The sequence below is a fragment of the Fastidiosipila sp. genome (assembly GCA_012511175.1).
Lineage (GTDB): Bacteria > Bacillota > Clostridia > Saccharofermentanales > DTU023 > UBA4923.
The window spans coordinates 31,008-49,528 of record JAAZGO010000026.1; the positions used below are offsets into that span (position 1 = coordinate 31,008).

The following is an 18,521-nucleotide window of genomic DNA, read 5'->3' on the forward strand; positions in this document are numbered from 1 at the left end:
GACAGAGGTGTCTGCAGTTGCAGCCAAGTATGAAGAATTTGAGAAACTGGGCGTACAGGTCCTGTCGATCTCGGTTGACAGCGAATTCGTCCACAAGATCTGGAATGACGTCGAGCTGTCGAGAATTGCCGGCAGGGATGTTCCCTTCCCCATGCTGTCCGACTCCTCGGGCGCCATCGGTGAACTCTATGGCGTCTATGACCGGGAGGCGGGCGTCAATGTCCGCGGCCGTTTCATCATCGATCCCGATGGCAAGATCCAGGCCATGGAGGTCCTGACGCCTCCGGTCGGAAGAAACGTCTCAGAAGCCATCCGCCAGATCAAGGCCTACCAGCTGGTACGCAAGACAGGCGGCAAGGAAGTTACGCCTTCAGGCTGGCAGGAGGGCGGCAAAACACTTAAACCCGGTATCGGCCTGGTCGGGAAAATCGCTGATCACTGGACGGTCGCCGACTCCTACAAGTGAGTTGAGCCGAAAGAGGAAAGAAGCCGCAACATGGGCTCAAAGACGGTCGATCTGCTGAAAGAGCACGGAATTAATCCTTCCAGCCAAAGGGTGCATATTTACCATTACCTGGCGGCCTCCAAGGAACATCCGACGGTTGATGACATTTACGCAGAACTGCAAAAGGACGGCCATCTCTTCTCGCGGGCCACCGTCTACAACACGGTCAACCTTTTTCTTGAAAAAGGCTTGATCCGCCCGGTCAAGGTGGAGGCCCACGAAATGCGCTTTGACGCCACCCCGGGTTTTCACGCTCATTTCAAATGCGAATCCTGCGGCCTTATTTTGGATATTCCCATGAAGGAACCGCTGCCAGATGACACAGGCGGGCTTGAGATCCGCCGGACCAGTGTAATTTTCAGCGGTCTATGCGGCCAATGCCTAGAGAGTCAAGGCGGCAGGCAAAGCGGGCTTTGATCTTCCGCTGATCCCCGGCCGCAATAAGCGGCCGGGGAGTTTTTTCAGCGGTCTGTCAGGGGGATTTCCAGCTGAATCCTGCCATCACGCCGGACACGGGGAATCTTATTTTTCCGGAAGTACTCAATCACATTATCCTGGGCCGAGGTGCTGACTACCCGCACGCGGCCCTTTTCCGCCAACTCTTCCTGGCTGATCCCGAATGTATCGGCGATGATGCCAAAATGATAGTCCTGCATGGCAATCCGGTAATCCGCTTCTGGGTCAAGCGGATTGCCTTTCATCAGGATTTCCCCGATCTCCCCGTCCCCGCCGACCCGGACCCGGAGTTCCGCGTTCCATTGGTAAAATTCACGCGATCCCTCCCTGTGCAAGGTCCGCATCAGATGCGCCAGCATGTCTTCCAGTACCCGGCCGGTGACAGAGAAGCTGATCATGGCCTCATCGTAGGGGTAAAGCTCCATCAAGTCGGACCGGGTCACCAGGCGCGACAGTTTGGGCTTGCGGATGGAACCCGAGGCAATAAATACAATATCGACCCCCAGCTGGAAACGGAGAATATCCGAAAATAAATTGCCGAGTTCTGTTTCGCGGAAGCGGTCCGCGTGTTCCATCTCGTGCGGCAGCCGGCAGATCACCGTATTATACTTGCCATCCACCTCTTCCTGGTACTTGGACAGGAGCTCTTCCATGACGGGGTCAGCCGGACAATGCGTGTCATCGATGGGGACCGCCTGCCAGGAAAATTCGTGGACCGAATTGGTATCCATGTTGATGACAAGATCGAAACGGCCGATAAAATCGGTTCCCGACCCCACCTGGGCGATCAGGATATCATTGACGCGCTCGGGCGTTTCCAGCATGGTGTGGCTGTGTCCGCCGATGATGAGATCCACACCGATTTCAGGCGGCAGGAGCGCGGCCAGTTTCTTATCCTGCTCGAAGCCGATATGTGTTAAGAGAACAGTCAGGTCGATGTCGACGTCCTTGTAGCTGTTGCAGATGTACTCAACTTCTTCCGCGGCGTCCTCGATGCTGATAAAAGTACCGACCAGGGGCTCGCTCTTGCTTTTGGCGATTACTTCCTCGGTGACAATCCCGATGAAAAGTATCCTGATTCCGTCTGTTTCAATGATGTGGTAGGGCTTGAAGAGGTTGGCGCCCGTCGGCTTGATATAAAGGTTGGCGTTGACGATGGGAAAGTTGGCACAGCGTTCCAGGAACATGAGGTGTGAGAAGCCATAGTCAGTCTCATGGTTGCCCAGTGTCACCACATCGGGCTCCAGCATGTTCATGACCAAGATGGTTGAAATCCCCCGGTATTCCTGATCGATGATGGATCCCTGGAGCATGTCTCCCGAGATGACGTAGAGAACCGGATCAGTCTCCTCTTCCCTGACCTTGTGAACATAGCCTGAGAGCCGGCTCATGCCGCCGACCATCTTGTCGTGGGTTTCCTTGGCGAAAAAATCGCCGTGCATGTCATTGGAATGAAGCAATACCAGCTTTCTCAGATCCATTCACCAACCTCCGCAAAGTGGCGGGCGGGCGTTTCCCGCCCTCTCTTTTTCCCCCAAAATATAGCACAGGAAAGGCTCTGCGGACCTTCTTTTTCCCACTCCCGGTATATGATAATTTTTAATCGATAATTTAAGACTGAATGGATTGACATTCGCGATTCCTTATTTATAATGGATACGTGGCAAAAATTGTCATAATTTTGGAGGAGGAAATCCTATGAAAAAAATAATCGTTTTAATCCTCGTTGCCGTCCTGGCTCTTGGATTGGTTGCCTGCAGCAAGAAGCCCGCCAAGGTTGAAGGCGCGGTCAAAACCGGTTTCGGAGTCGGCTTCAGCAACTACAATTCAAAAGACTTTGATGAAGACGTGGGAAAAGGCACCGTCGACTCGCAGGCCTATGCGGCAGCCGTCATGGTCGATAAGGACGGCAAGGTGGTCAAGTGCACCATTGACGCCATGATGTCCCAATTCGCATTCAATGAGGAAGAGATCCTGACCGGGCCTGAAACGGTTTTCAAGACCAAAAATGAACTCGGTGACGACTATGGCATGAGAAAAGCTTCACCGATCGGCAAAGAGTGGTTTGAACAGGCAGCGGCCTTCGCGGAATACTGCGTCGGCAAGACGGCCGATGAGATCAAAAATATCGCTGTTTCCGATGACGGCAAGGCGACCGACAAGGATCTGACCTCTTCTGTCACCGTTCCGGTCAAGGGCTACCAGGATCCCGTCCTCATGGCCATCGCCAATGCCCAGGACCTGGGCGCGCAGGCCACCGACAAGCTGGGGCTGGGCATTGTGGGAACCGGCGAGCAAACCGTTGTCAAAGAAGATGACGGCGCGCCCGCGACAGCTGTCGCTTACAACCATTATTGCGTGCTGACCCTGGACGCCGACGGCAAGATCACCTCCTGCATCTTTGATGCCTCCCAGGGCAAGTTCAAGGTCGAGGACGGCAAGATCACGACCGACCTGATGGCGGAAATCAAGACCAAGAACGCCTTGGGTGATGATTACGGGATGAGAAAAGCATCTCCCATCAAGAAAGAGTGGAATGAACAGGCTGAGGCCTTTGCCAAGTACGTTACCGGCAAAAAGGTTGATGAAGTCGGCGGCATGAGCCTGAAAGAAGGAGCTCCTGACGTGGCGGACCTCTCCTCCTCCTGCACCATGCACGTGGTCGACCTGATCGGCGCGGTCAACAAGGCTGCCGCTTCCGCCAAGTAATTATTGAGGCGCAAAAGTTTTCAAACAGGCTGTTTCCAAAGAAGAAACAGCCTGTTTCCTTGTCTCGCAAAACAGGCGGAGCAGCTATGAAACGTAAGGGACTTTTCCTTTTTTTGATATTTTTCCTTTGTTCCCTGATAGCCGCCTGCACCGGGCCGGGGAAGGAGGACAAGGGACCCCAAAAATATGAAGCCGAATTCGTCGGCCTTTTCGATACCCTGACCCGGGTCATGGGCTACGCCGACAGCCAGGATGCATTCAAGTCGACCGTCCAGGCCTTGAAGGACGATCTTGAAGTCTACCACCAGCTTTATGACATTTATCATGCCTACCCCGGCCGGGTCAACATCAGGACCCTGAATGAGAAAGCCGGCCAGGGCCCGGTCGAGGTTGATCCGAAAATCATCGGCCTGCTCCTGTTTTCCAGGGAGGCTTATGACCAAACGGACGGCCGTGTCAACATCGCCTTGGGCGCGGTGACCGGGATCTGGCACCGCTACCGCCAGGAGGGCATCGATGATCCCCAGGCAGCCCGGCTGCCCGGCAGGGATCTCCTGGAGGAGGCGGCGCGGCATAGCTCCATTGATGACCTGATCATTGATCAGGTCCGCTCCACGGTGGAACTGAAAGATCCCCGGATGAGCCTGGATGTGGGGGCGGTGGCCAAGGGCTATGCGGTGGAGCAGGCAGCCCTGGCGGCTGAGGCCCGCGGCGTCAAGCACCTTCTGATCTCCGTCGGCGGCAACGTTCGGGCCATCGGAGCCCGCAATGACCGGGGCGAACCCTGGCGGGTCGGCATCGAGAATCCCGATTATGCCGTGGATGATTACCTGGCCATCGTCAAGGCCGATTCCCTGTCTGTGGTAACAAGCGGCGTCTACGAGCGCTTTTACCTGGTGGATGGTAAATCCTACCATCACATCATTGACCCTGATACCCTTTTCCCGGAAAACAGGTACCTGTCTGTCTCCGTCATCACCCCGGATTCCGGCCTGGCCGACGTCCTTTCGACAGCCCTTTTCAACCTGGATTTGGAGGAAGGGAAAAAACTGATCGAGAGTCTGGACCGGACCGAAGCGCTCTGGTGCATGCCGGACGGCAGCCTGATCGAAAGCAGCGGATTTTCAGCCTTTATAGAAGAATAAGTTAGCTGGCTTCTTCCTTATGCTGCGGCAGGGGAAGTGCTGTCAGATTGCGGATAACCGGACCCGCGGCAGCACCGGTCAGGACTCCTGTCAGCAGGCCCGTGATCAGCAGGGGCGGCAAATAGGTCACAAGGAGCAGGGGTTCTGCCAGAACCAGGCTTGCGACACCTACCTGGCCGATATTGTGGGCCGCGGCCCCGGCCATGCTCATGCCGATGACCGAAAGCGACCTGCCCTCCAGAAAACTCAGAAGCCACATGACCACAAGGGCCAGCAGGCCTCCTCCCAAGGAAAAAAGCATGGTGGTAATCCCTGTGATGGCGCTCATAATCATGATCCGAACCAGCAGGATGGCAAGGGCGTCTGTCACATGCAGCCGCATCAGGGCAACCAGGGTGACGATGTTGGCCAGACCCAGCTTCAAACCGGGAACCGGGACGATCAATTCCAGCGGAATCCAACGTTCAACCAGGGCCAGGACCAGGGCCAGGGATACCAACATGGCATCCAGGGTCAGGCGGCGCAGCCGCCTCCGTTGTGCCCCCTTGGTCTTCACCGGATCACCACATCAACATCGTCGCCGTCAGCCTGCGGGCCGCCCACTGCTTTCAGGATGACACCCCCGGGCACACAGGCGGCGATTGACCCTCTTTTCCCCACCCAGCCGGACTGGACACAGACCTTGTCGGGGCAGTCCGCCTCGGCAAAGCGGATCTTCCCCCCGCCCCATTCCAGCCGGTAGTGAAAACCGCCGAGCGAAATCTCTTCCTCCCCGTTTTTTTGTAAATCACCGGCCCCCCAGGTCCGGACCAGCCGGCCCTCTTGGGTCAGGACCACTGCACCGGCCTCCGGCCGGCCGGAAAAGACTGGCAAGATGAAAAGTCCGGCAGCCACAAGCAGAATGGCAGCCGCGACTACCAGATCCCCCCAGCGAAAAGCGTGGTACCAGCGCGGGTGATGTCGGGTCATGCAACTCCTTGAATCAGTCTTTACTCCCGCCATTATAACCAATTTCAGGCAGGCAATCGGCTATAATCAGCTGAAGGAGATTTTGTGTTTCATCTGATTTCTTTTCTGACAGGCGCCCTGCTGTCCGTCATGATCCTGATCAACGGCCGTTTAACCGAGCGGATCGGCTTGTATCAGGCAACGGCCGTCATTCATCTGGCAGGGGTCCTCTTCTCCTTATTTGCCTCCTGGCTCCGAAAAGAGAAACCGCTCCCGCGCTCGCGGTCACCATGGTGGTTTTACCTGGGCGGCGTCATCGGTGTTTACACCGCTCTGGCCAACAACTTTGCCTTTGGCAAAATCACCCTGACCAGTATCGTGGCCCTGGGCCTGCTCGGCCAGACCATGGCCTCGCTCGTTATCGACACGACAGGCTGGCTGGGAATGACCCGGCGGCCCTTTCGCAAATCGACCCTGATCGGCCTTGTCTTTTGTTTCGCCGGCATCGGGATCATGCTGGACCACTCCGTCCTGGAAGCTGTTTTGGCCGTCTGGATGTCTTTCGGCACCGGGATCTCCATCGTCATCTCCCGATCCATCAACGCCCGCCTGGCAGAACGGATCGGTCCGCTTCCCGGATCCTTTGTCAACCACCTGACAGGACTTCCAGTCGCTTACGCCCTGGTTCTTCTGACCGCAAAAAACCAGCCGCCTGTCTCTTATCCGGGAGGCCCGCAATCCTGGGTATATCTGGGAGGGGTGCTGGGTGTTGTTGCCGTCATGCTCTTCAATATCCTGGTCCCCAGAATTTCGCAGTTTCACCTGACGGTTCTGTCTTTCGTGGGGCAGGTTTTCACCGGCTTTTTCATTGATCTTTTCGTGGGCGGCTTTGCAGCCGATGCCTCCTTCTGGGGTGGCCTCCTGATTGCGGCCGGAATTGCCCTCAATCTGGGTCTCGAATACAAAGCCTCCCGTAAAGCGGGGCCGTCCCCCTCTAGTTGAGGGTTACGATCAGCTCCCTGTAGAAGGACATCATTTTGCCCAGCTTATCAATGGCCAGATGCTCGTCCGTCCCGTGCATCAGGGCCAGCTCCGCCTCCGACAGGCGGAGAGGCTGGAAGCGGTAAACATTGTCCGCCAGGTCTTCGTAATAGCGGCTGTCGGTCCCCCCCGCCATCAGATAAGGGATAACAACTGCGTCGGGGAACACCCGGCCGATGACCCCGACCAGATGGCTGTAGGCAGCTGAGTCGACCGATGCCGCCCTGGAGGGTTCCTCGACTGCGATGGGCCGCACCTGGCACGGCACACCCGTTGTCTTTTCCAGGTGTTGCAACACGTCAGCCGTTGTCTCACCCTGCAAAACCCGGAGATTGGCCGTGCAAACCGCTTCTTTGGGAAGCACATTGGGGGCGGAGCCGCTGGAGCTCATGGTAAAGGCAAAAGTGGAGCGCAGGAGCGCAGCTGTCTGCTTGTTTTTCAGAAGGATGCCCTTGAGAAGAGGGAAAAAGAACCTGGGTTTTTTCAGGATCCAGCCCTGGATGCCCGGCATGTAGGGCGCAATACTTTTGAGCATCTTTTCAACGGTCTCTGTCAGCCGGGCCGGCATGGGATGACGTTCCGCCTTATAGATGAACTCCGCCATGTAGCCCAGGCTGGTGTGGGCTGGAGGGGTGGAGGAGTGCCCTTCCTCGCCGGTGAAAACAAACTCATAGCTGGCGCTGGCTTTCTCTGCCAGGCCAATGACAGCAACCGGTTCCTTGATGCCGATCATGGATCCGTCTGAGACGGCGCCCCCCTCATCGAGGACACATTCAAAGCAGATTCCTTTTTCTTCAAACCAGCTGACGATCTTCTGGGCACCGTGGCGTCCGTTGACCTCTTCGTCAAAACCCAGCGCCAGCCACAGGTCACGCGGCGGCTGGAAACCTTCCTCCAGCAGCAGCTCAAAAGTTTCCATCAGGCCGATGACCGAACTCTTGTCGTCGATTGATCCGCGGCCCCAGACCCTGCCGTCGGCGATCACGCCCGAAAAAGGCCCCTCGTGGGTCCATCCCTCCTCAAGGGCCGGGACAACGTCATAGTGGGCCAGAAAAAGTATGGGCTGCCGGCTGCTGTCCTTGCCGGGCCAGCGGTAAACCGGGCTGTAGCCGTTGATCAGGGTGCGCTCCAGTTTCTGGTGCAACAGGGGGTAGGTTTTTTCAAGGAAACTTAGAAAAGACGAGAATACATCCAGATCCATCTCATCCAGGCTGAAATGTGAAACGGTCGGAAAGCGCACGGCTTGCGCCAGACGCTCCGCCGCCTGTTCAATTCTTTTTTCCATGTGATTGCTCCTTATCCATTTGGATGGGTCAAAGTCCGATGAAATAGCCCAGATAGAGCCAGGCCAGACTGAGCAGGGCCAGACCCAGCTGCAGTAAAATTTCCCAGCGGAACCACTTGGTGTAGCCAACAGGGGAAAATCCCAGGCCAATCATCAGGGCCGCATTGGTCGGGTAGAGCAGATTTGAAAAGCCGTCGCCGAAGATGAAGGCCTGGACAGCCAGCTGCCGTGACAGGCCGGTCACATCAACGATGGGCAAGAGGATAGGCAGAACCAGGAAGGCCTTGGCTGAGCCCGATCCGATAAAGAAATTGAGAGCCAGGATAAGCAGCCAGACCCAGACAATGGCCATGACAGGACTCATTCCCCCAAGTTCGCTGACAGCGGCAAAGAGAATGGTATCCATGACACCGCCCCGGACAACAATCTGTTTGATGCTCATCGCCATCAGGATCAGGGCGATGGCCGGCGCCACTCCCAGAAGTCCGGCCAGCAGCGCCCTCCCCATTTCCTTGACCGGCATGATCCGGGCGGCCAGGACGCTGATCACTGATCCGGCCAGAAAAAGAACCGCAATCAGCGGGAAACTGATATCTGACAGGAAGCTGATGAAAAATGAGGCGACCAGGACAGCAGCGATCAGGAGAAGGAAGACCGAAAAGATCTTCAGGGCCCGGTTGACTCCTTCCGGGTATGTCAAGTTTTCTTCCGCTTTCAGTTGCCCGTCTTCACGGTAAACAAGGGACCGGGCAGGATCCTTCTCGATGCGTTTGGCGTACCACCTAAGGAATAACTGGACCAGAAGGAAGGAGGTGACAAAAATGGCAATCCGGAAGGGGGTAGCCGAATAAAGGGGCAAGCCGGCAAGTTTTTGTGCCACGCCCAGGGTGAAGGGGTTGAAGACGGCCGCCCCGAAGCCAATCCCGGCGGAAAGGAGGCTCATGCCCAAGCCAATCAGGGAGTCCCAGCCCATTTTTCTGGCCAGGATCAAACAGAAGGGAACCAGGACAATCAGTTCTTCAAAAACACCGAAACAGGCCCCGAACAGCATAAAGAACAGGCTGACAGCAGACAGGAGCATGTATTTCCTTGAGGCGTAGCGGGTCATCAGCCGATCCATCAGCCGCTCTACCATGCCGCCCCGTAAAAGGAGGGTGAAACTTGCCCCCAAAAAAAGAAGAAAAATCAAAATGACCCAGACCACTTCGGCACCGGGGCCAATCAGGACCTCAAAAGGAGCAGTCAACCAGAGATAAGGCGGATAAAAGGGTTTATCCGTGTAGCGGAAAGATCCCTCCACAATCATCTCCCGCCCGTCAAGCACCATCCGGTCGTAGGAGCCCGCGGGGAGAATCAGGGTGAGCAGACCCGCCACGATCATGAGGACAAGCAGGGTGCCCAGCGAGATCAGATAGGAACGCTTTCCGATACGGAGTGACTGACGATTCATGACTGACCTCCTGCCAACCGCCTCCTAATCGCGGCCCGTGGCTCGTTTGTAGAGCAATAAAACCCAAAAGGCGATGATGGAGGCCAAAATCGCAATCCCCGTCAGGAGAAGGAACAAGCTGAGATCGCCACCCGCGGCAAGAGCCGCCAGCAAAACCACAAGAACCATGGACAAAAGAACAATCAGCAGTTTGCCAAACGCGGACGACAGGAAGCGTTTGAAAAATCTCAGTTCATCGGGAGTGAATCCCTGTTTCCTGCCCTTGCCTGCTGATTTCTTTTTCCCGGCCATGACCTGTCCCCCATCTTTCTCATGATACTATGACTTTGGCTTTCATTAAAGAAAGATCAAAGACTCAATGGATGGAATTACTGCACAAGCCATGGCACCCGAACTCGACAGGCTGCTGTCGGGCTCCCTTGTTGACCGGATTTCCATGAGCGACCGCAACACCCTCCACCTGGCCCTTTTCACAGTCAGAAAAAGCAAATTCAACCTGACCCTCAGCGCGGCCGCCGCCCGGCCCACCCTCATCCTTTCAACCGATTCCTCACCGCAAGGATTGAATCCGCCCCCATCCTTTGCCATGTTTCTGCGCAAGCACCTGCGGAGGGCGAGAATCGATTCCATCACCACCCCGCCCTGGGAGCGCATCTTCAACGTCAACTTTTCGGCTCTCGACGAACTGGGTGATCCCGTCAATCTGCGGCTCATTTTCGAATGCATGCCCCGAACGGCCAATCTGGTACTGGTGAACAGCCAGGACGTGATCCTGGCAGTCCTGCGCCCTGTTGATCACAGTGTCAACCGTTTCAGGGAAATGCTTCCCGCCCATCCCTACATCCCCCCGCCTGTCCAGGACAGGCTGAATCCCACTGAATGTGCCAGTCTGGAAACAGACAGCCTGCTGGGGGAATTGACGGACAGTCAACTGTCCGGCCGGGCCCTGGCAGGCCGGGTAGCAGGATTTTCACCCATCCTGGGCCAGGAAGTGATCTCAAGGGCAGGCCCGGGCGCATCCCGTGAACAAGTGGCTGAAGCCCTTCGCATCCTCTGCCTTGAAATCGCCGCAGGCCATTATTGCCCCGCCGTCTATTACGACGGGCCCTGGGGAAACCCCCTTGCAGCCCATGCAGTCAGGCTCTCCCATCTTCCCGTCCAGGTCCTTTATGACGACACCTACAAGGCTGTGGCAGACTACAGCCAGGCAGTTGCCGCCATCGACCGCTTCCGCCAAAGGCAACAGGCCATCACCAAAACCATGGAGGCGCATCTCAAGCGCACGCAGAAAAAGAGACAGCTCCACGAAGCCGATGTGGCAACCGGAAAAGAGGCCGCAAGCGACCGTCTCATGGGAGAACTGATCCTTGCCTGGATCCACACCATCCCCCCCGGCACCCAGGGTCTGACCCTGGACAACTACCGGGATCCGGGGAAGCAGGTATACTGTCCCCTGAATCCCCGCCTGTCGCCCGCTGAAAACGCCAACCTCTATTTTAGGAAAGCCAAGCGGAAAGAACGTAAACTCGGGTCGGCCCGGCGTTTTCTCCAGGAAGACCTGGACGAACTGGCCTGGCTGGAATCCCTCCTGGCAGCTGCGGGCTATGCAGAAACCGGGGAGGATCTCCTGGCAGTCGAGCGCGAATACCATCAGCGTTCGGCAGCAGAGAAAACCAGCATCAGTGAAGCGCCACCGGCAGCTGGTATGCCCGGCAAACCAGCATCAAAAAAGAGACGGCAGCAACCGGGCGGACCAGCCGGCAGGAAAACCAAAAAGACCTTGGAAAAGCAAGAAAGCCTGCCCGGTCCCCGGCTCTTTCGATCCGCTGACGGTTTTCTCATTGCCAGCGGCCGCAACAACCTGCAAAACGATCAGCTCCTCAGGAAAGCCGGGCGCGATGATCTATGGTTTCACGTCAAAAACTTTGCCGGCTCACACGTCATCCTGTCAAAAGACGGCCGCCCATTGACTCCTCTGGCCATCGAAGAGGCCGCGGCTGTGGCCGCCTGGTATTCAGGAGCAGGGAGAGGAGGGGGTGCTGTGGAAGTCGACTATTGTCCCGTCCGGCAGGTCAAAAAGATCCCCGGCACCCGACCCGGCAAGGTCACCTACAGCGACTACAAGACCCTTTACATCAAACCGGCTGACCCCTCACACCTGAAAATCACCTGACCCGTTTAAGGGATCAAGCTTTGATGATCCTTCAGGATGGATTCGAGGTAGGTGGATTTCTCCAGTGAGACCACACAGCCACAGTATTTTTGCCTGTAAAGACCCAGGTCACGCGCCAGGGCCTGGCCCTTGCGGTACCCATCCCGCCAGTCACAGGCAAGGAAGGTCATTCCGTGGCTGGCAGAAGCACGACGGCCCTCCTGCAGCATCTGTTCCCGATTCTGATAGGGGCTGACCAGCAGAGTCGAACTGATGGCATCAAATCCCCGCGCTGCCGCCTCTTTCGCAAGCCCCGAGAATCTCACCCGATAGCAGTATCGGCAACGTTCCTGCCCGTCATTGGCCCGTTTTTGCCATTCCCCGGGCAGGGAGCAGCCCTGAGTGATCAGGGGAACCCCATAATGATCCGCCACTTTGAGCGCATTGTCCAAACGGCGCTCCCATTCAAGCTGCGGATGAATGTTGGGATTATAAAATAAAAGGGATACATCAGCGCCTCTTTCCAAAAGGCGCTCAAGCGGCCACATGGCGCAGGGACCGCAGCAGGCGTGAAGCAGGAGCTTTTTGAAATCAGGGACGTCAGTCATCTGCCAGGGCTCCGTCTCTTTGTCCGGACTCCATGATTTCCTGCAATGAAACCTGTCCGGCATCGCCCAAATTTCTGGCATTCCGTTCGACGTAAGGGAGACCCAGATGATCGAAACCGCCCCGGGTCAAAATCCTGCCGCGCGGTGTTTTCGCGATGAAACCAATTTGCATCAGGTAGGGCTCGTAGATGTCCTCAATGGTCACTGCGTCCTCTCCCGTTGATGCCGCCAGAGTATCCAGGCCGACCGGTCCTCCGTCATACATTTCGGCCATGACCCGCATGATCAGCCGGTCATTTCCGTCCAGGCCGATGGAGTCGATCTCCAGCGCTGACAGACCCATTTCACAGATGGCCCGGTTGACGACGTTGTCACCCCTGACCTGAGCATAGTCGCGCATGCGGCGCAAGAGCCGGATGGCGACACGCGGAGTTCCGCGGCAGCGGCCGGACAGCTCACGCAGACCATGATCGTCAATGCCCACTCCGAGCAGGGCGGCGTAGCGGTTGAGAATTTGTGAAATCTCGGAAGGCTGGTAGAGGTCGAGGCGTTGGATCAGGCCAAAGCGGTCGCGCAACGGCGACGTGAGCAGTCCCGCCCTTGTCGTCGCCCCGATCAGGGTAAAGCGGGGCAGGTCCAGCCTGATGGAACGGGCGGATGGCCCTTTGCCGATCAGGATGTCAAGGGCGTAGTCTTCCATAGCGGGGTAAAGGATTTCCTCCACCGTCCGGTTCAGCCGATGGATTTCATCGATGAAAAGAACATCGTGTTCCTGGAGATTGGTCAGAATGGCCGCCAGGTCGCCCTGGCGTTCGATGGCAGGCCCCGAGGTGATGCGCATCTCAACCCCGAGTTCATGGGCGATGATACCCGCCAGGGTTGTCTTTCCCAGGCCGGGAGGGCCGTAAAGCAGGATGTGGTCCAGAGACTCCCCGCGCGCTTTCGCAGCCTCAATGGCGATGCCGAGATTGGCCTTGACCTTTTCCTGGCCGAAGTATTCGCCCCATCGGCGCGGCCTGAGCTGCGGCTCATCTGTTTCATCGCTCAGCGCTTTCCGTGATAAAACGCGCTCTTCCTCAAAACAGCCGTCATCATCTTCCCTCATGGTGCTTTGGAATTCAAACATGGCCCGAACCTGCTTTCCCTTTCAGGATACCAAAGAAGAGGGCGGGACCGCTAGACCGCGGCCATCCGGGACAGGGCACGGCGCAGGAGGCTTTCAACCGTGTCGGATTCATCATGGCCCGCCCGCCGGACGGCATCCAGGGCTTCTGCATTGCTATAGCCCAGCACCATCAGGGCAGCCACTGTCTCGCCGGCAATCCCTCCTGCCTGAGAGGCGGGGGGCGCACCCGGAAGCTGCCTCGTTTCGGAAATTTCCACCCCCGTTTTTTTCAGTTTATCGGTCAATTCCAGAATCATTCGCGCCGCGCCTTTTTTCCCGATCCCCTTGACACGGGTCAGGCGGTCGGCGTCGCCCTGCAGAATGGCCAGGGCAAAAGCATCCGGGCTCAGGGTGCCTACCACTTGTAAAGCCAGTTTGGGGCCGACACCGCTGACCGTCTGAACCAGGATAAACAAATTCTTCTCTTCCTCATTGAAGAATCCAAACAGGCCCATCTCATTCTCGCGGACATGGAGATGGGTGTGGAGAGTCACTGTCTGGCCTGCCGGGGGCAGTGAAGCGATCAGGCCGGGCGCCATTTCTATCTGAAAACCGATCCCCCCCTGCTCAAGGATGATGAATTCCTCCGCTTTTTTGACAATCCGGCCTGTAATGCTGGCAATCATGGTGTACTCCCTGTTACTGGTATCCGCCGACCGCCAGGCTGCTGTCCCGGTTACCCGAGTGCGCGTGGCAGATGGCGACGGCAAGCGCGTCGGCCGCATCGTCCGGTCTTGGCATCTTTCTTAAGCCAAGCAGAACCCGGACCATCTCCTGGATCTGCTTCTTTTCTGCCCTGCCATAACCGGTCACTGCCACCTTGACCTGGATCGGCGTGTATTCATAGACGGGAAGGCCGGCACGTGCCGCCGCGACAACGGCAACTCCCCGCGCCTGGGCTGTTCCCATGGCAGTCGTTGTATTGCGGCTGAAAAACAATTCCTCAACAGCGAAACAATCGGGCCTGTGGCGGTCACTCAGCTCAGCCAATGCCTGGTCGATGGCCAGCAGTCTCTCAGGGAAGGAGGTGTGGGCGTCAGTTTTGATGACACCGTAATCGAGTGCCCGGAGCCGCTTATTTTCGCAGAGGATGACACCGAACCCCGTGATGGCGTAGCCAGGGTCAATGCCCAGAATGATCACCTCAACACCTCCGATGTTTCCTGCCGGCCCGGGCCGGCAAGGACTAGCTCTCCATAAACGCGTGCAGGGCCCTGATATTTTTCACCCAGTCGATGTCGTACATTTCCATGCCCCTGATGATCTTCTTGGCGTCATAAGTTTCGAGCGGCAGCATGAGCTGATCGAAAGAATAGGTGCTGTAGCTCCCGACGCCCAGAATCAGGTTCATCATCTCACCGTCGGTCAGATTGGTTTTGACCTCAGGCATCAGGGCCTCGACCGTTTCGGTCAATTTCCCGACATCGCTGCCCTTCATCTTGTTGAAGAGCGCCATGATGACTTTGCGCTGACGCTCCATCCGCTTGAAATCGGAATCCAGTTTCCTGATTCTGGAATAGTCAAGAGCGGCTTTGCCATTCAGGAGCTGGGGCCCCGACTGAAATGACCCGGCACCGATACTGGTCAAATAGTTGGCCTCGCTTGACGTCAAATCGATGGTGACGCCGCCGACCTTGTCAATGGCCTTGACAAAACCGGAAAAATCGGTGGCGATATAACGCGAAACATCCACCCTGAAGTTGCGCTGAACTGTTTTCATCAAGAGCCTGGGACCTCCCCAGGTATGGGCTGCGTTCAGCATGTAGTTCGAAGAATAATTTTTTCTGTAGGCCGGATCCGGGTCGTTCGGGATACTGACATAAATGGCCCGCATCAGGGAGGTCAGGTGAAAAGACCGGGTCTTCCTGTTAATGGTCAAAAGCATCATGGCGTCTGAACGCCCGTGTGCGTTGGGGTCCCGGGTGTCCGATCCGATGATTAGAATACTGGTGATTTCTTTATTTTGTAAAACAGGAATCCTCATCCCCTCCTTCATGTTGGGAGGGGCATCGATCCCGGAAAGATCCGTCTCAATCTTGATATCGCCGATCCGGTCATAATCACGAAGACCGATAATAAAGTAGAGATAACCGAAGGCAGAGGCCGCTGCGGCCAAGACAAGCCCCGTGAGGATGCCCGCCACGGAAACCAAGAGTTTCCTATTCCCGGATTTTTCTTTTACCATAGCTTGATTATATCCTACTAACCTGAAAAAACGGCAGGATAACTGCCGTCCAAGGGATAGTCAGAGCAAAGACCCTCAAGCGTCGAGCGGCTTGACACGCGCGATGCGGGATTTTCTTCTGGCAGCTGTATTTTTGGCGATCAGTCCGTCCGCAACGGCCCGGTCCATTTTCGCCTGAACCGTACGAGCCAGCTCCTCCGCCTCTGGAAGGCCCTGTTCCCGTGCAGCAATCGCCTTCTTGACCAGGGTCCGAAGCTCACTGCGCCTGTTTTTATTGGCAGCAGCTTTCGCCTGAGACGACCGCACACGTTTCATGGATGATTTAATATTGGGCACGCTTGTTTCCTCCTGCGTCACGATGGGTTCGATGAACAAGGCGTATTCTAACACGGCCGGCAAGAAAGGCGCAAGTCATGGAACCGGTGTGCCGACCGAAAGGTTCCTGGCCCCGACAAAAGAGACGGGTGAATCGGGCACAGAACTCCCTGCTCTTCACCGCTTCCTGTAGTCTTCCGCCAAAATGGCGTAATAGCAGGCATCCGGGAATTGACCGTCCGGCTTGTAGATGGACTGGCGGTGCAGGCCTTCATACTGCATGCCACATTTTTTCATGACATCTCCCGAGTGGGTGTTTGCCGGTTCATGGCAGGACTCAATCCGGTTGACGCCCACCTCCTCGAAAAAGAAGCGGATCAGTTCGGCAAGAGCCTCCGATACGTAGCCCTGATGCCACCAGGGCTTGCCGATGCAGTAGCCGATGTGGACCAGGCGGATATTCTCCCGGCCTTCCACCACCGCAATGCTGCCAATCAGAGTTTCGCTGTCCTTGATCTCGATGCCCCAGCTGTAGTAATTTTTGAAGTCATAGCTGTTGACCCAGGTTCTGAGAATTTCCCTGGTCTCTTCGATATTGACGTGTGGTTCCCACGACAGATATTTCGTCACTTCAGGGTCGCTGGCCCAATTCTTGAACATGGCCTCGGCGTCAGCGACAGTAAAACGGCGAAGGATCAGCCTTTCGGTTTCAAGCCTGACCGTTCCTTTGTGTACCATTAACCCTCATCTCCCCGCTTTTTATATCTCATGTTATCATTGATTGTTAATGCAATCGCGGTGACTGATAGACTTCAGGCACCTTAACCATAGGAGTCATTGATGAATCGTAAAAAAAAGGAAGAAACAGAAACCAGGACAAAAAAAGAAACTGAAGCAAAACTGCGCGTGATTCCGCTGGGCGGCATGCGTGAAATAGGGAAAAACATGACCGTATTCGAATATGGTGACGATCTGATCGTCATTGACTGCGGCATGGCCTTCCCGGATACCCGGATGCCGGGAATTGACGTCATCATCCCCGATTTTACCTATCTGCGCAAGAATCGGGACAAATTCCGGGGGATTTTGATTACACACGGCCATGAAGATCATATCGGCGCCCTGCCCTGGCTGCTCAAGGAATTCGATGTCCCCGTCTACGCGACACCCATGTCCATGAAACTGATCGAGATCAAACTGGACAACACCCGTCCCAAGGTGGAAAGCAAAAAACTTCAGACGGTGCGGGCCGGCGATACACTTGCGATTGGCGCCTTCGAGATTGAATTCATTCATGTCAATCATTCGATCGCCGACGCCGTCTCCATTGCCCTGACAAGTCCTGTGGGGACTGTCTTCTTCACCGGAGATTTCAAGGTTGACTATACGCCGACCACGGTGGATCCCATCGACCTGGGAAAGATCGCAGAAATCGGCAACCGCGGCGTCCTTGCCCTGATCTCCGAGAGCACCAACGCTGAGCGGCCCGGCCACTCCTTGTCGGAGAGAGAGGTCGGGAAAGCCTTCAAGGAAATCTTTTCCGAGGCGGAGGGGCGGATCATTGTAGCCACCTTCTCCTCCAACGTCTTCCGCCTGCAGCAGGTTATCTCGAATGCCGAGTCAGCGGGCCGCAAGGTCCTCATTTTGGGCCGCAGCATGCTGAATGTCTTTGAGGCGGCCAAGAGCCTGGGCTATCTCACTTACAAACCGGCTACCATCATGGATATCCAGAGCATCGACAGTTTTCCGCCCCAGGAAATTGTCATCCTGGCAACGGGCAGCCAGGGTGAACCCATGTCGGCCCTGTCGCGTCTGGCTTATTCGGAACACCACAGCACTGAAATTATGGAGGGCGATACGGTCATCCTTTCCTCCAGCATGATCCCCGGCAATGAGGAGGCCATCTACCGTGTCGTCAACGAGCTTTTCATGAAAGGGGCCCAGGTTATCTATGAGTCACTGTCGGAGGTCCACGCCTCAGGCCACGCCTGCCAGGATGAGTTGAAACAGATCCTGACCCTGACCCGTCCACGGTATTTCATCCCGTCGCACGGTGAGTTCCGTATGCTCTACCGACACGCGGAATTGGCCAGCCGGATGGGCATTCCCAATGACAGGATCGCGCTCGCGAAAAATGGCGACATCCTGGAATTTTCAAAAGACGGCCGCCTGACTTTTGCCGGCTACACCGAAGGCGCCGGCGTCCTGATTGACGGGTCGGGCATGGGGGATGTCGACCAGTACGTACTGAACGACCGTCTCCGCCTGGCAGAGGAGGGAGTTGTGGCAGTCACCATCGTCATCGATGCCCATGCCAACCGCCTTTACGGCGACCCCGTTGTCCAGGCCAAGGGTTTCATCTATGAGAGCGAAATGAAACACGTCGTCGAATTATGCCAGGAGCGGGTCAAGGAAATCGCCCATGACCTCTGGGAGAAGAAAAAGCCGCTTGGTGTTCATATGACGTCAGATGACGTGAGCGACAAGATTCAGAAGACCCTCTTTGAACTGACCCGGAGAAGGCCGGTCGTCATGGTCGCAGTCACCACCGTCTAGG

General features: G+C 56.3%; 20 protein-coding genes. 7 read left to right on the top strand and 13 right to left on the bottom strand.

Features of this window, described 5'->3' with window-relative positions:
* The first annotated feature begins 7 nt into the window (after positions 1 to 7).
* Positions 8 to 466: a redoxin domain-containing protein gene (locus tag GX839_05475; GenBank protein ID NLB04911.1), complete on the top strand. Its 459-nt coding sequence runs from the start codon at positions 8 to 10 to the stop codon at positions 464 to 466.
* 30 nt (positions 467 to 496) lie between these two features.
* A complete protein-coding gene (locus tag GX839_05480) occupies positions 497 to 922 on the top strand; it encodes a transcriptional repressor (GenBank protein NLB04912.1) in 426 nt (141 codons plus the stop codon).
* Between the two features lie 44 nt (positions 923 to 966).
* Here the strand turns inward: GX839_05480 and GX839_05485 are convergent, their stop codons facing one another.
* Entirely contained in the window at positions 967 to 2,442 is a 1,476-nt protein-coding gene (locus tag GX839_05485; GenBank protein ID NLB04913.1) for a bifunctional metallophosphatase/5'-nucleotidase, read from the bottom strand.
* Positions 2,443 to 2,659: 217 nt separating this feature from the next.
* Here GX839_05485 and GX839_05490 point away from each other — a divergent pair, with 217 nt between their 5' ends.
* Together GX839_05490 and GX839_05495 are read left to right on the top strand one after the other, a co-directional pair.
* The gene (locus tag GX839_05490) at positions 2,660 to 3,670 is read left to right on the top strand and encodes a hypothetical protein (GenBank protein ID NLB04914.1); all 1,011 of its coding nucleotides are present in this window, start codon (positions 2,660 to 2,662) and stop codon (positions 3,668 to 3,670) included.
* 86 nt (positions 3,671 to 3,756) lie between these two features.
* The gene (locus tag GX839_05495) at positions 3,757 to 4,815 is read left to right on the top strand and encodes an FAD:protein FMN transferase (protein ID NLB04915.1); all 1,059 of its coding nucleotides are present in this window, start codon (positions 3,757 to 3,759) and stop codon (positions 4,813 to 4,815) included.
* Position 4,816: 1 nt separating this feature from the next.
* Here GX839_05495 and GX839_05500 read toward each other — a convergent pair whose 3' ends face one another.
* Both GX839_05500 and GX839_05505 read right to left on the bottom strand, forming a co-directional pair.
* Positions 4,817 to 5,317 (bottom strand): Gx transporter family protein, encoded by a 501-nt coding sequence (locus tag GX839_05500; protein NLB04916.1) that lies wholly within the window; start codon positions 5,315 to 5,317, stop codon positions 4,817 to 4,819.
* Positions 5,318 to 5,367: 50 nt separating this feature from the next.
* Positions 5,368 to 5,784: a hypothetical protein gene (locus GX839_05505; GenBank protein ID NLB04917.1), complete on the bottom strand. Its 417-nt coding sequence runs from the start codon at positions 5,782 to 5,784 to the stop codon at positions 5,368 to 5,370.
* Between the two features lie 84 nt (positions 5,785 to 5,868).
* Between GX839_05505 and GX839_05510 the strand changes: the two genes are divergently transcribed.
* Positions 5,869 to 6,765 carry a DMT family transporter gene (locus tag GX839_05510; GenBank protein NLB04918.1) on the top strand — a complete coding sequence of 299 codons (897 nt, stop codon included), beginning with the start codon at positions 5,869 to 5,871 and terminating at the stop codon, positions 6,763 to 6,765.
* Here the strand turns inward: GX839_05510 and GX839_05515 are convergent.
* Genes GX839_05515 through GX839_05525 form a run of 3 tightly spaced genes read right to left on the bottom strand, consistent with a single transcriptional unit; the run spans position 6,758 to position 9,830 of the window.
* Positions 6,758 to 8,089 carry a M20/M25/M40 family metallo-hydrolase gene (locus GX839_05515; GenBank protein NLB04919.1) on the bottom strand — a complete coding sequence of 444 codons (1,332 nt, stop codon included), beginning with the start codon at positions 8,087 to 8,089 and terminating at the stop codon, positions 6,758 to 6,760. The genes GX839_05510 and GX839_05515 overlap by 8 nt on opposite strands.
* Positions 8,090 to 8,117: 28 nt before the next feature.
* Positions 8,118 to 9,539: a YfcC family protein gene (locus tag GX839_05520; protein NLB04920.1), complete on the bottom strand. Its 1,422-nt coding sequence runs from the start codon at positions 9,537 to 9,539 to the stop codon at positions 8,118 to 8,120.
* A 24-nt stretch (positions 9,540 to 9,563) separates the two neighbouring features.
* A complete protein-coding gene (locus tag GX839_05525) occupies positions 9,564 to 9,830 on the bottom strand; it encodes a hypothetical protein (GenBank protein ID NLB04921.1) in 267 nt (88 codons plus the stop codon).
* A gap of 67 nt (positions 9,831 to 9,897) precedes the next feature.
* Here GX839_05525 and GX839_05530 point away from each other — a divergent pair, with 67 nt between their 5' ends.
* A complete protein-coding gene (locus GX839_05530) occupies positions 9,898 to 11,712 on the top strand; it encodes a fibronectin/fibrinogen-binding protein (GenBank protein NLB04922.1) in 1,815 nt (604 codons plus the stop codon).
* Positions 11,713 to 11,717: 5 nt separating this feature from the next.
* On the opposite strand, the gene GX839_05535 is transcribed toward GX839_05530, so the two are convergent.
* The 7 genes from GX839_05535 to GX839_05565 form a co-directional block, all read right to left on the bottom strand.
* The gene (locus GX839_05535; protein ID NLB04923.1) at positions 11,718 to 12,299 is read right to left on the bottom strand and encodes an epoxyqueuosine reductase QueH; all 582 of its coding nucleotides are present in this window, start codon (positions 12,297 to 12,299) and stop codon (positions 11,718 to 11,720) included.
* Positions 12,292 to 13,404, bottom strand: coding sequence for a Holliday junction branch migration DNA helicase RuvB (gene ruvB, locus GX839_05540; GenBank protein ID NLB04924.1), 1,113 nt, complete (start codon positions 13,402 to 13,404; stop codon positions 12,292 to 12,294). Before ruvB ends, GX839_05535 begins: the two co-directional genes overlap by 8 nt.
* 71 nt (positions 13,405 to 13,475) lie before the next feature.
* Positions 13,476 to 14,090, bottom strand: coding sequence for a Holliday junction branch migration protein RuvA (ruvA, locus tag GX839_05545; protein ID NLB04925.1), 615 nt, complete (start codon positions 14,088 to 14,090; stop codon positions 13,476 to 13,478).
* Positions 14,091 to 14,103: 13 nt separating this feature from the next.
* Positions 14,104 to 14,607: a crossover junction endodeoxyribonuclease RuvC gene (ruvC, locus tag GX839_05550; GenBank protein NLB04926.1), complete on the bottom strand. Its 504-nt coding sequence runs from the start codon at positions 14,605 to 14,607 to the stop codon at positions 14,104 to 14,106.
* 43 nt (positions 14,608 to 14,650) lie between these two features.
* Positions 14,651 to 15,649, bottom strand: a complete 999-nt coding sequence (locus tag GX839_05555) for an LCP family protein (GenBank protein ID NLB04927.1) — start codon at positions 15,647 to 15,649, stop codon at positions 14,651 to 14,653.
* 75 nt (positions 15,650 to 15,724) lie between these two features.
* A complete protein-coding gene (gene rpsT / locus GX839_05560) occupies positions 15,725 to 15,985 on the bottom strand; it encodes a 30S ribosomal protein S20 (GenBank protein NLB04928.1) in 261 nt (86 codons plus the stop codon).
* Between the two features lie 156 nt (positions 15,986 to 16,141).
* A complete protein-coding gene (locus tag GX839_05565; GenBank protein NLB04929.1) occupies positions 16,142 to 16,702 on the bottom strand; it encodes a GNAT family N-acetyltransferase in 561 nt (186 codons plus the stop codon).
* A 102-nt stretch (positions 16,703 to 16,804) separates the two neighbouring features.
* Between GX839_05565 and GX839_05570 the strand changes: the two genes are divergently transcribed.
* Positions 16,805 to 18,520, top strand: a complete 1,716-nt coding sequence (locus GX839_05570; GenBank protein ID NLB04930.1) for a ribonuclease J — start codon at positions 16,805 to 16,807, stop codon at positions 18,518 to 18,520.
* Position 18,521 lies beyond the last annotated feature (1 nt).

Excerpts from the sequence above, each read along its gene's own strand:
- GX839_05480 (NLB04912.1), top strand. The coding sequence starts at position 497 with ATGGGCTCAAAGACGGTCGATCTGCTGAAAGAGCACGGAATTAATCCT.
- GX839_05485 (NLB04913.1), bottom strand. The coding sequence starts at position 2,442 with ATGGATCTGAGAAAGCTGGTATTGCTTCATTCCAATGACATGCACGGC.
- GX839_05490 (NLB04914.1), top strand. The coding sequence starts at position 2,660 with ATGAAAAAAATAATCGTTTTAATCCTCGTTGCCGTCCTGGCTCTTGGA.
- GX839_05495 (NLB04915.1), top strand. The coding sequence starts at position 3,757 with ATGAAACGTAAGGGACTTTTCCTTTTTTTGATATTTTTCCTTTGTTCC.
- GX839_05500 (NLB04916.1), bottom strand. The coding sequence starts at position 5,317 with ATGTTGGTATCCCTGGCCCTGGTCCTGGCCCTGGTTGAACGTTGGATT.
- GX839_05505 (NLB04917.1), bottom strand. The coding sequence starts at position 5,784 with ATGACCCGACATCACCCGCGCTGGTACCACGCTTTTCGCTGGGGGGAT.
- GX839_05515 (NLB04919.1), bottom strand. The coding sequence starts at position 8,089 with ATGGAAAAAAGAATTGAACAGGCGGCGGAGCGTCTGGCGCAAGCCGTG.
- GX839_05520 (NLB04920.1), bottom strand. The coding sequence starts at position 9,539 with ATGAATCGTCAGTCACTCCGTATCGGAAAGCGTTCCTATCTGATCTCG.
- GX839_05525 (NLB04921.1), bottom strand. The coding sequence starts at position 9,830 with ATGGCCGGGAAAAAGAAATCAGCAGGCAAGGGCAGGAAACAGGGATTC.
- GX839_05530 (NLB04922.1), top strand. The coding sequence starts at position 9,898 with ATGGATGGAATTACTGCACAAGCCATGGCACCCGAACTCGACAGGCTG.
- GX839_05535 (NLB04923.1), bottom strand. The coding sequence starts at position 12,299 with ATGACTGACGTCCCTGATTTCAAAAAGCTCCTGCTTCACGCCTGCTGC.
- ruvB (NLB04924.1), bottom strand. The coding sequence starts at position 13,404 with ATGAGGGAAGATGATGACGGCTGTTTTGAGGAAGAGCGCGTTTTATCA.
- ruvA (NLB04925.1), bottom strand. The coding sequence starts at position 14,090 with ATGATTGCCAGCATTACAGGCCGGATTGTCAAAAAAGCGGAGGAATTC.
- GX839_05555 (NLB04927.1), bottom strand. The coding sequence starts at position 15,649 with ATGGTAAAAGAAAAATCCGGGAATAGGAAACTCTTGGTTTCCGTGGCG.
- GX839_05565 (NLB04929.1), bottom strand. The coding sequence starts at position 16,702 with ATGGTACACAAAGGAACGGTCAGGCTTGAAACCGAAAGGCTGATCCTT.
- GX839_05570 (NLB04930.1), top strand. The coding sequence starts at position 16,805 with ATGAATCGTAAAAAAAAGGAAGAAACAGAAACCAGGACAAAAAAAGAA.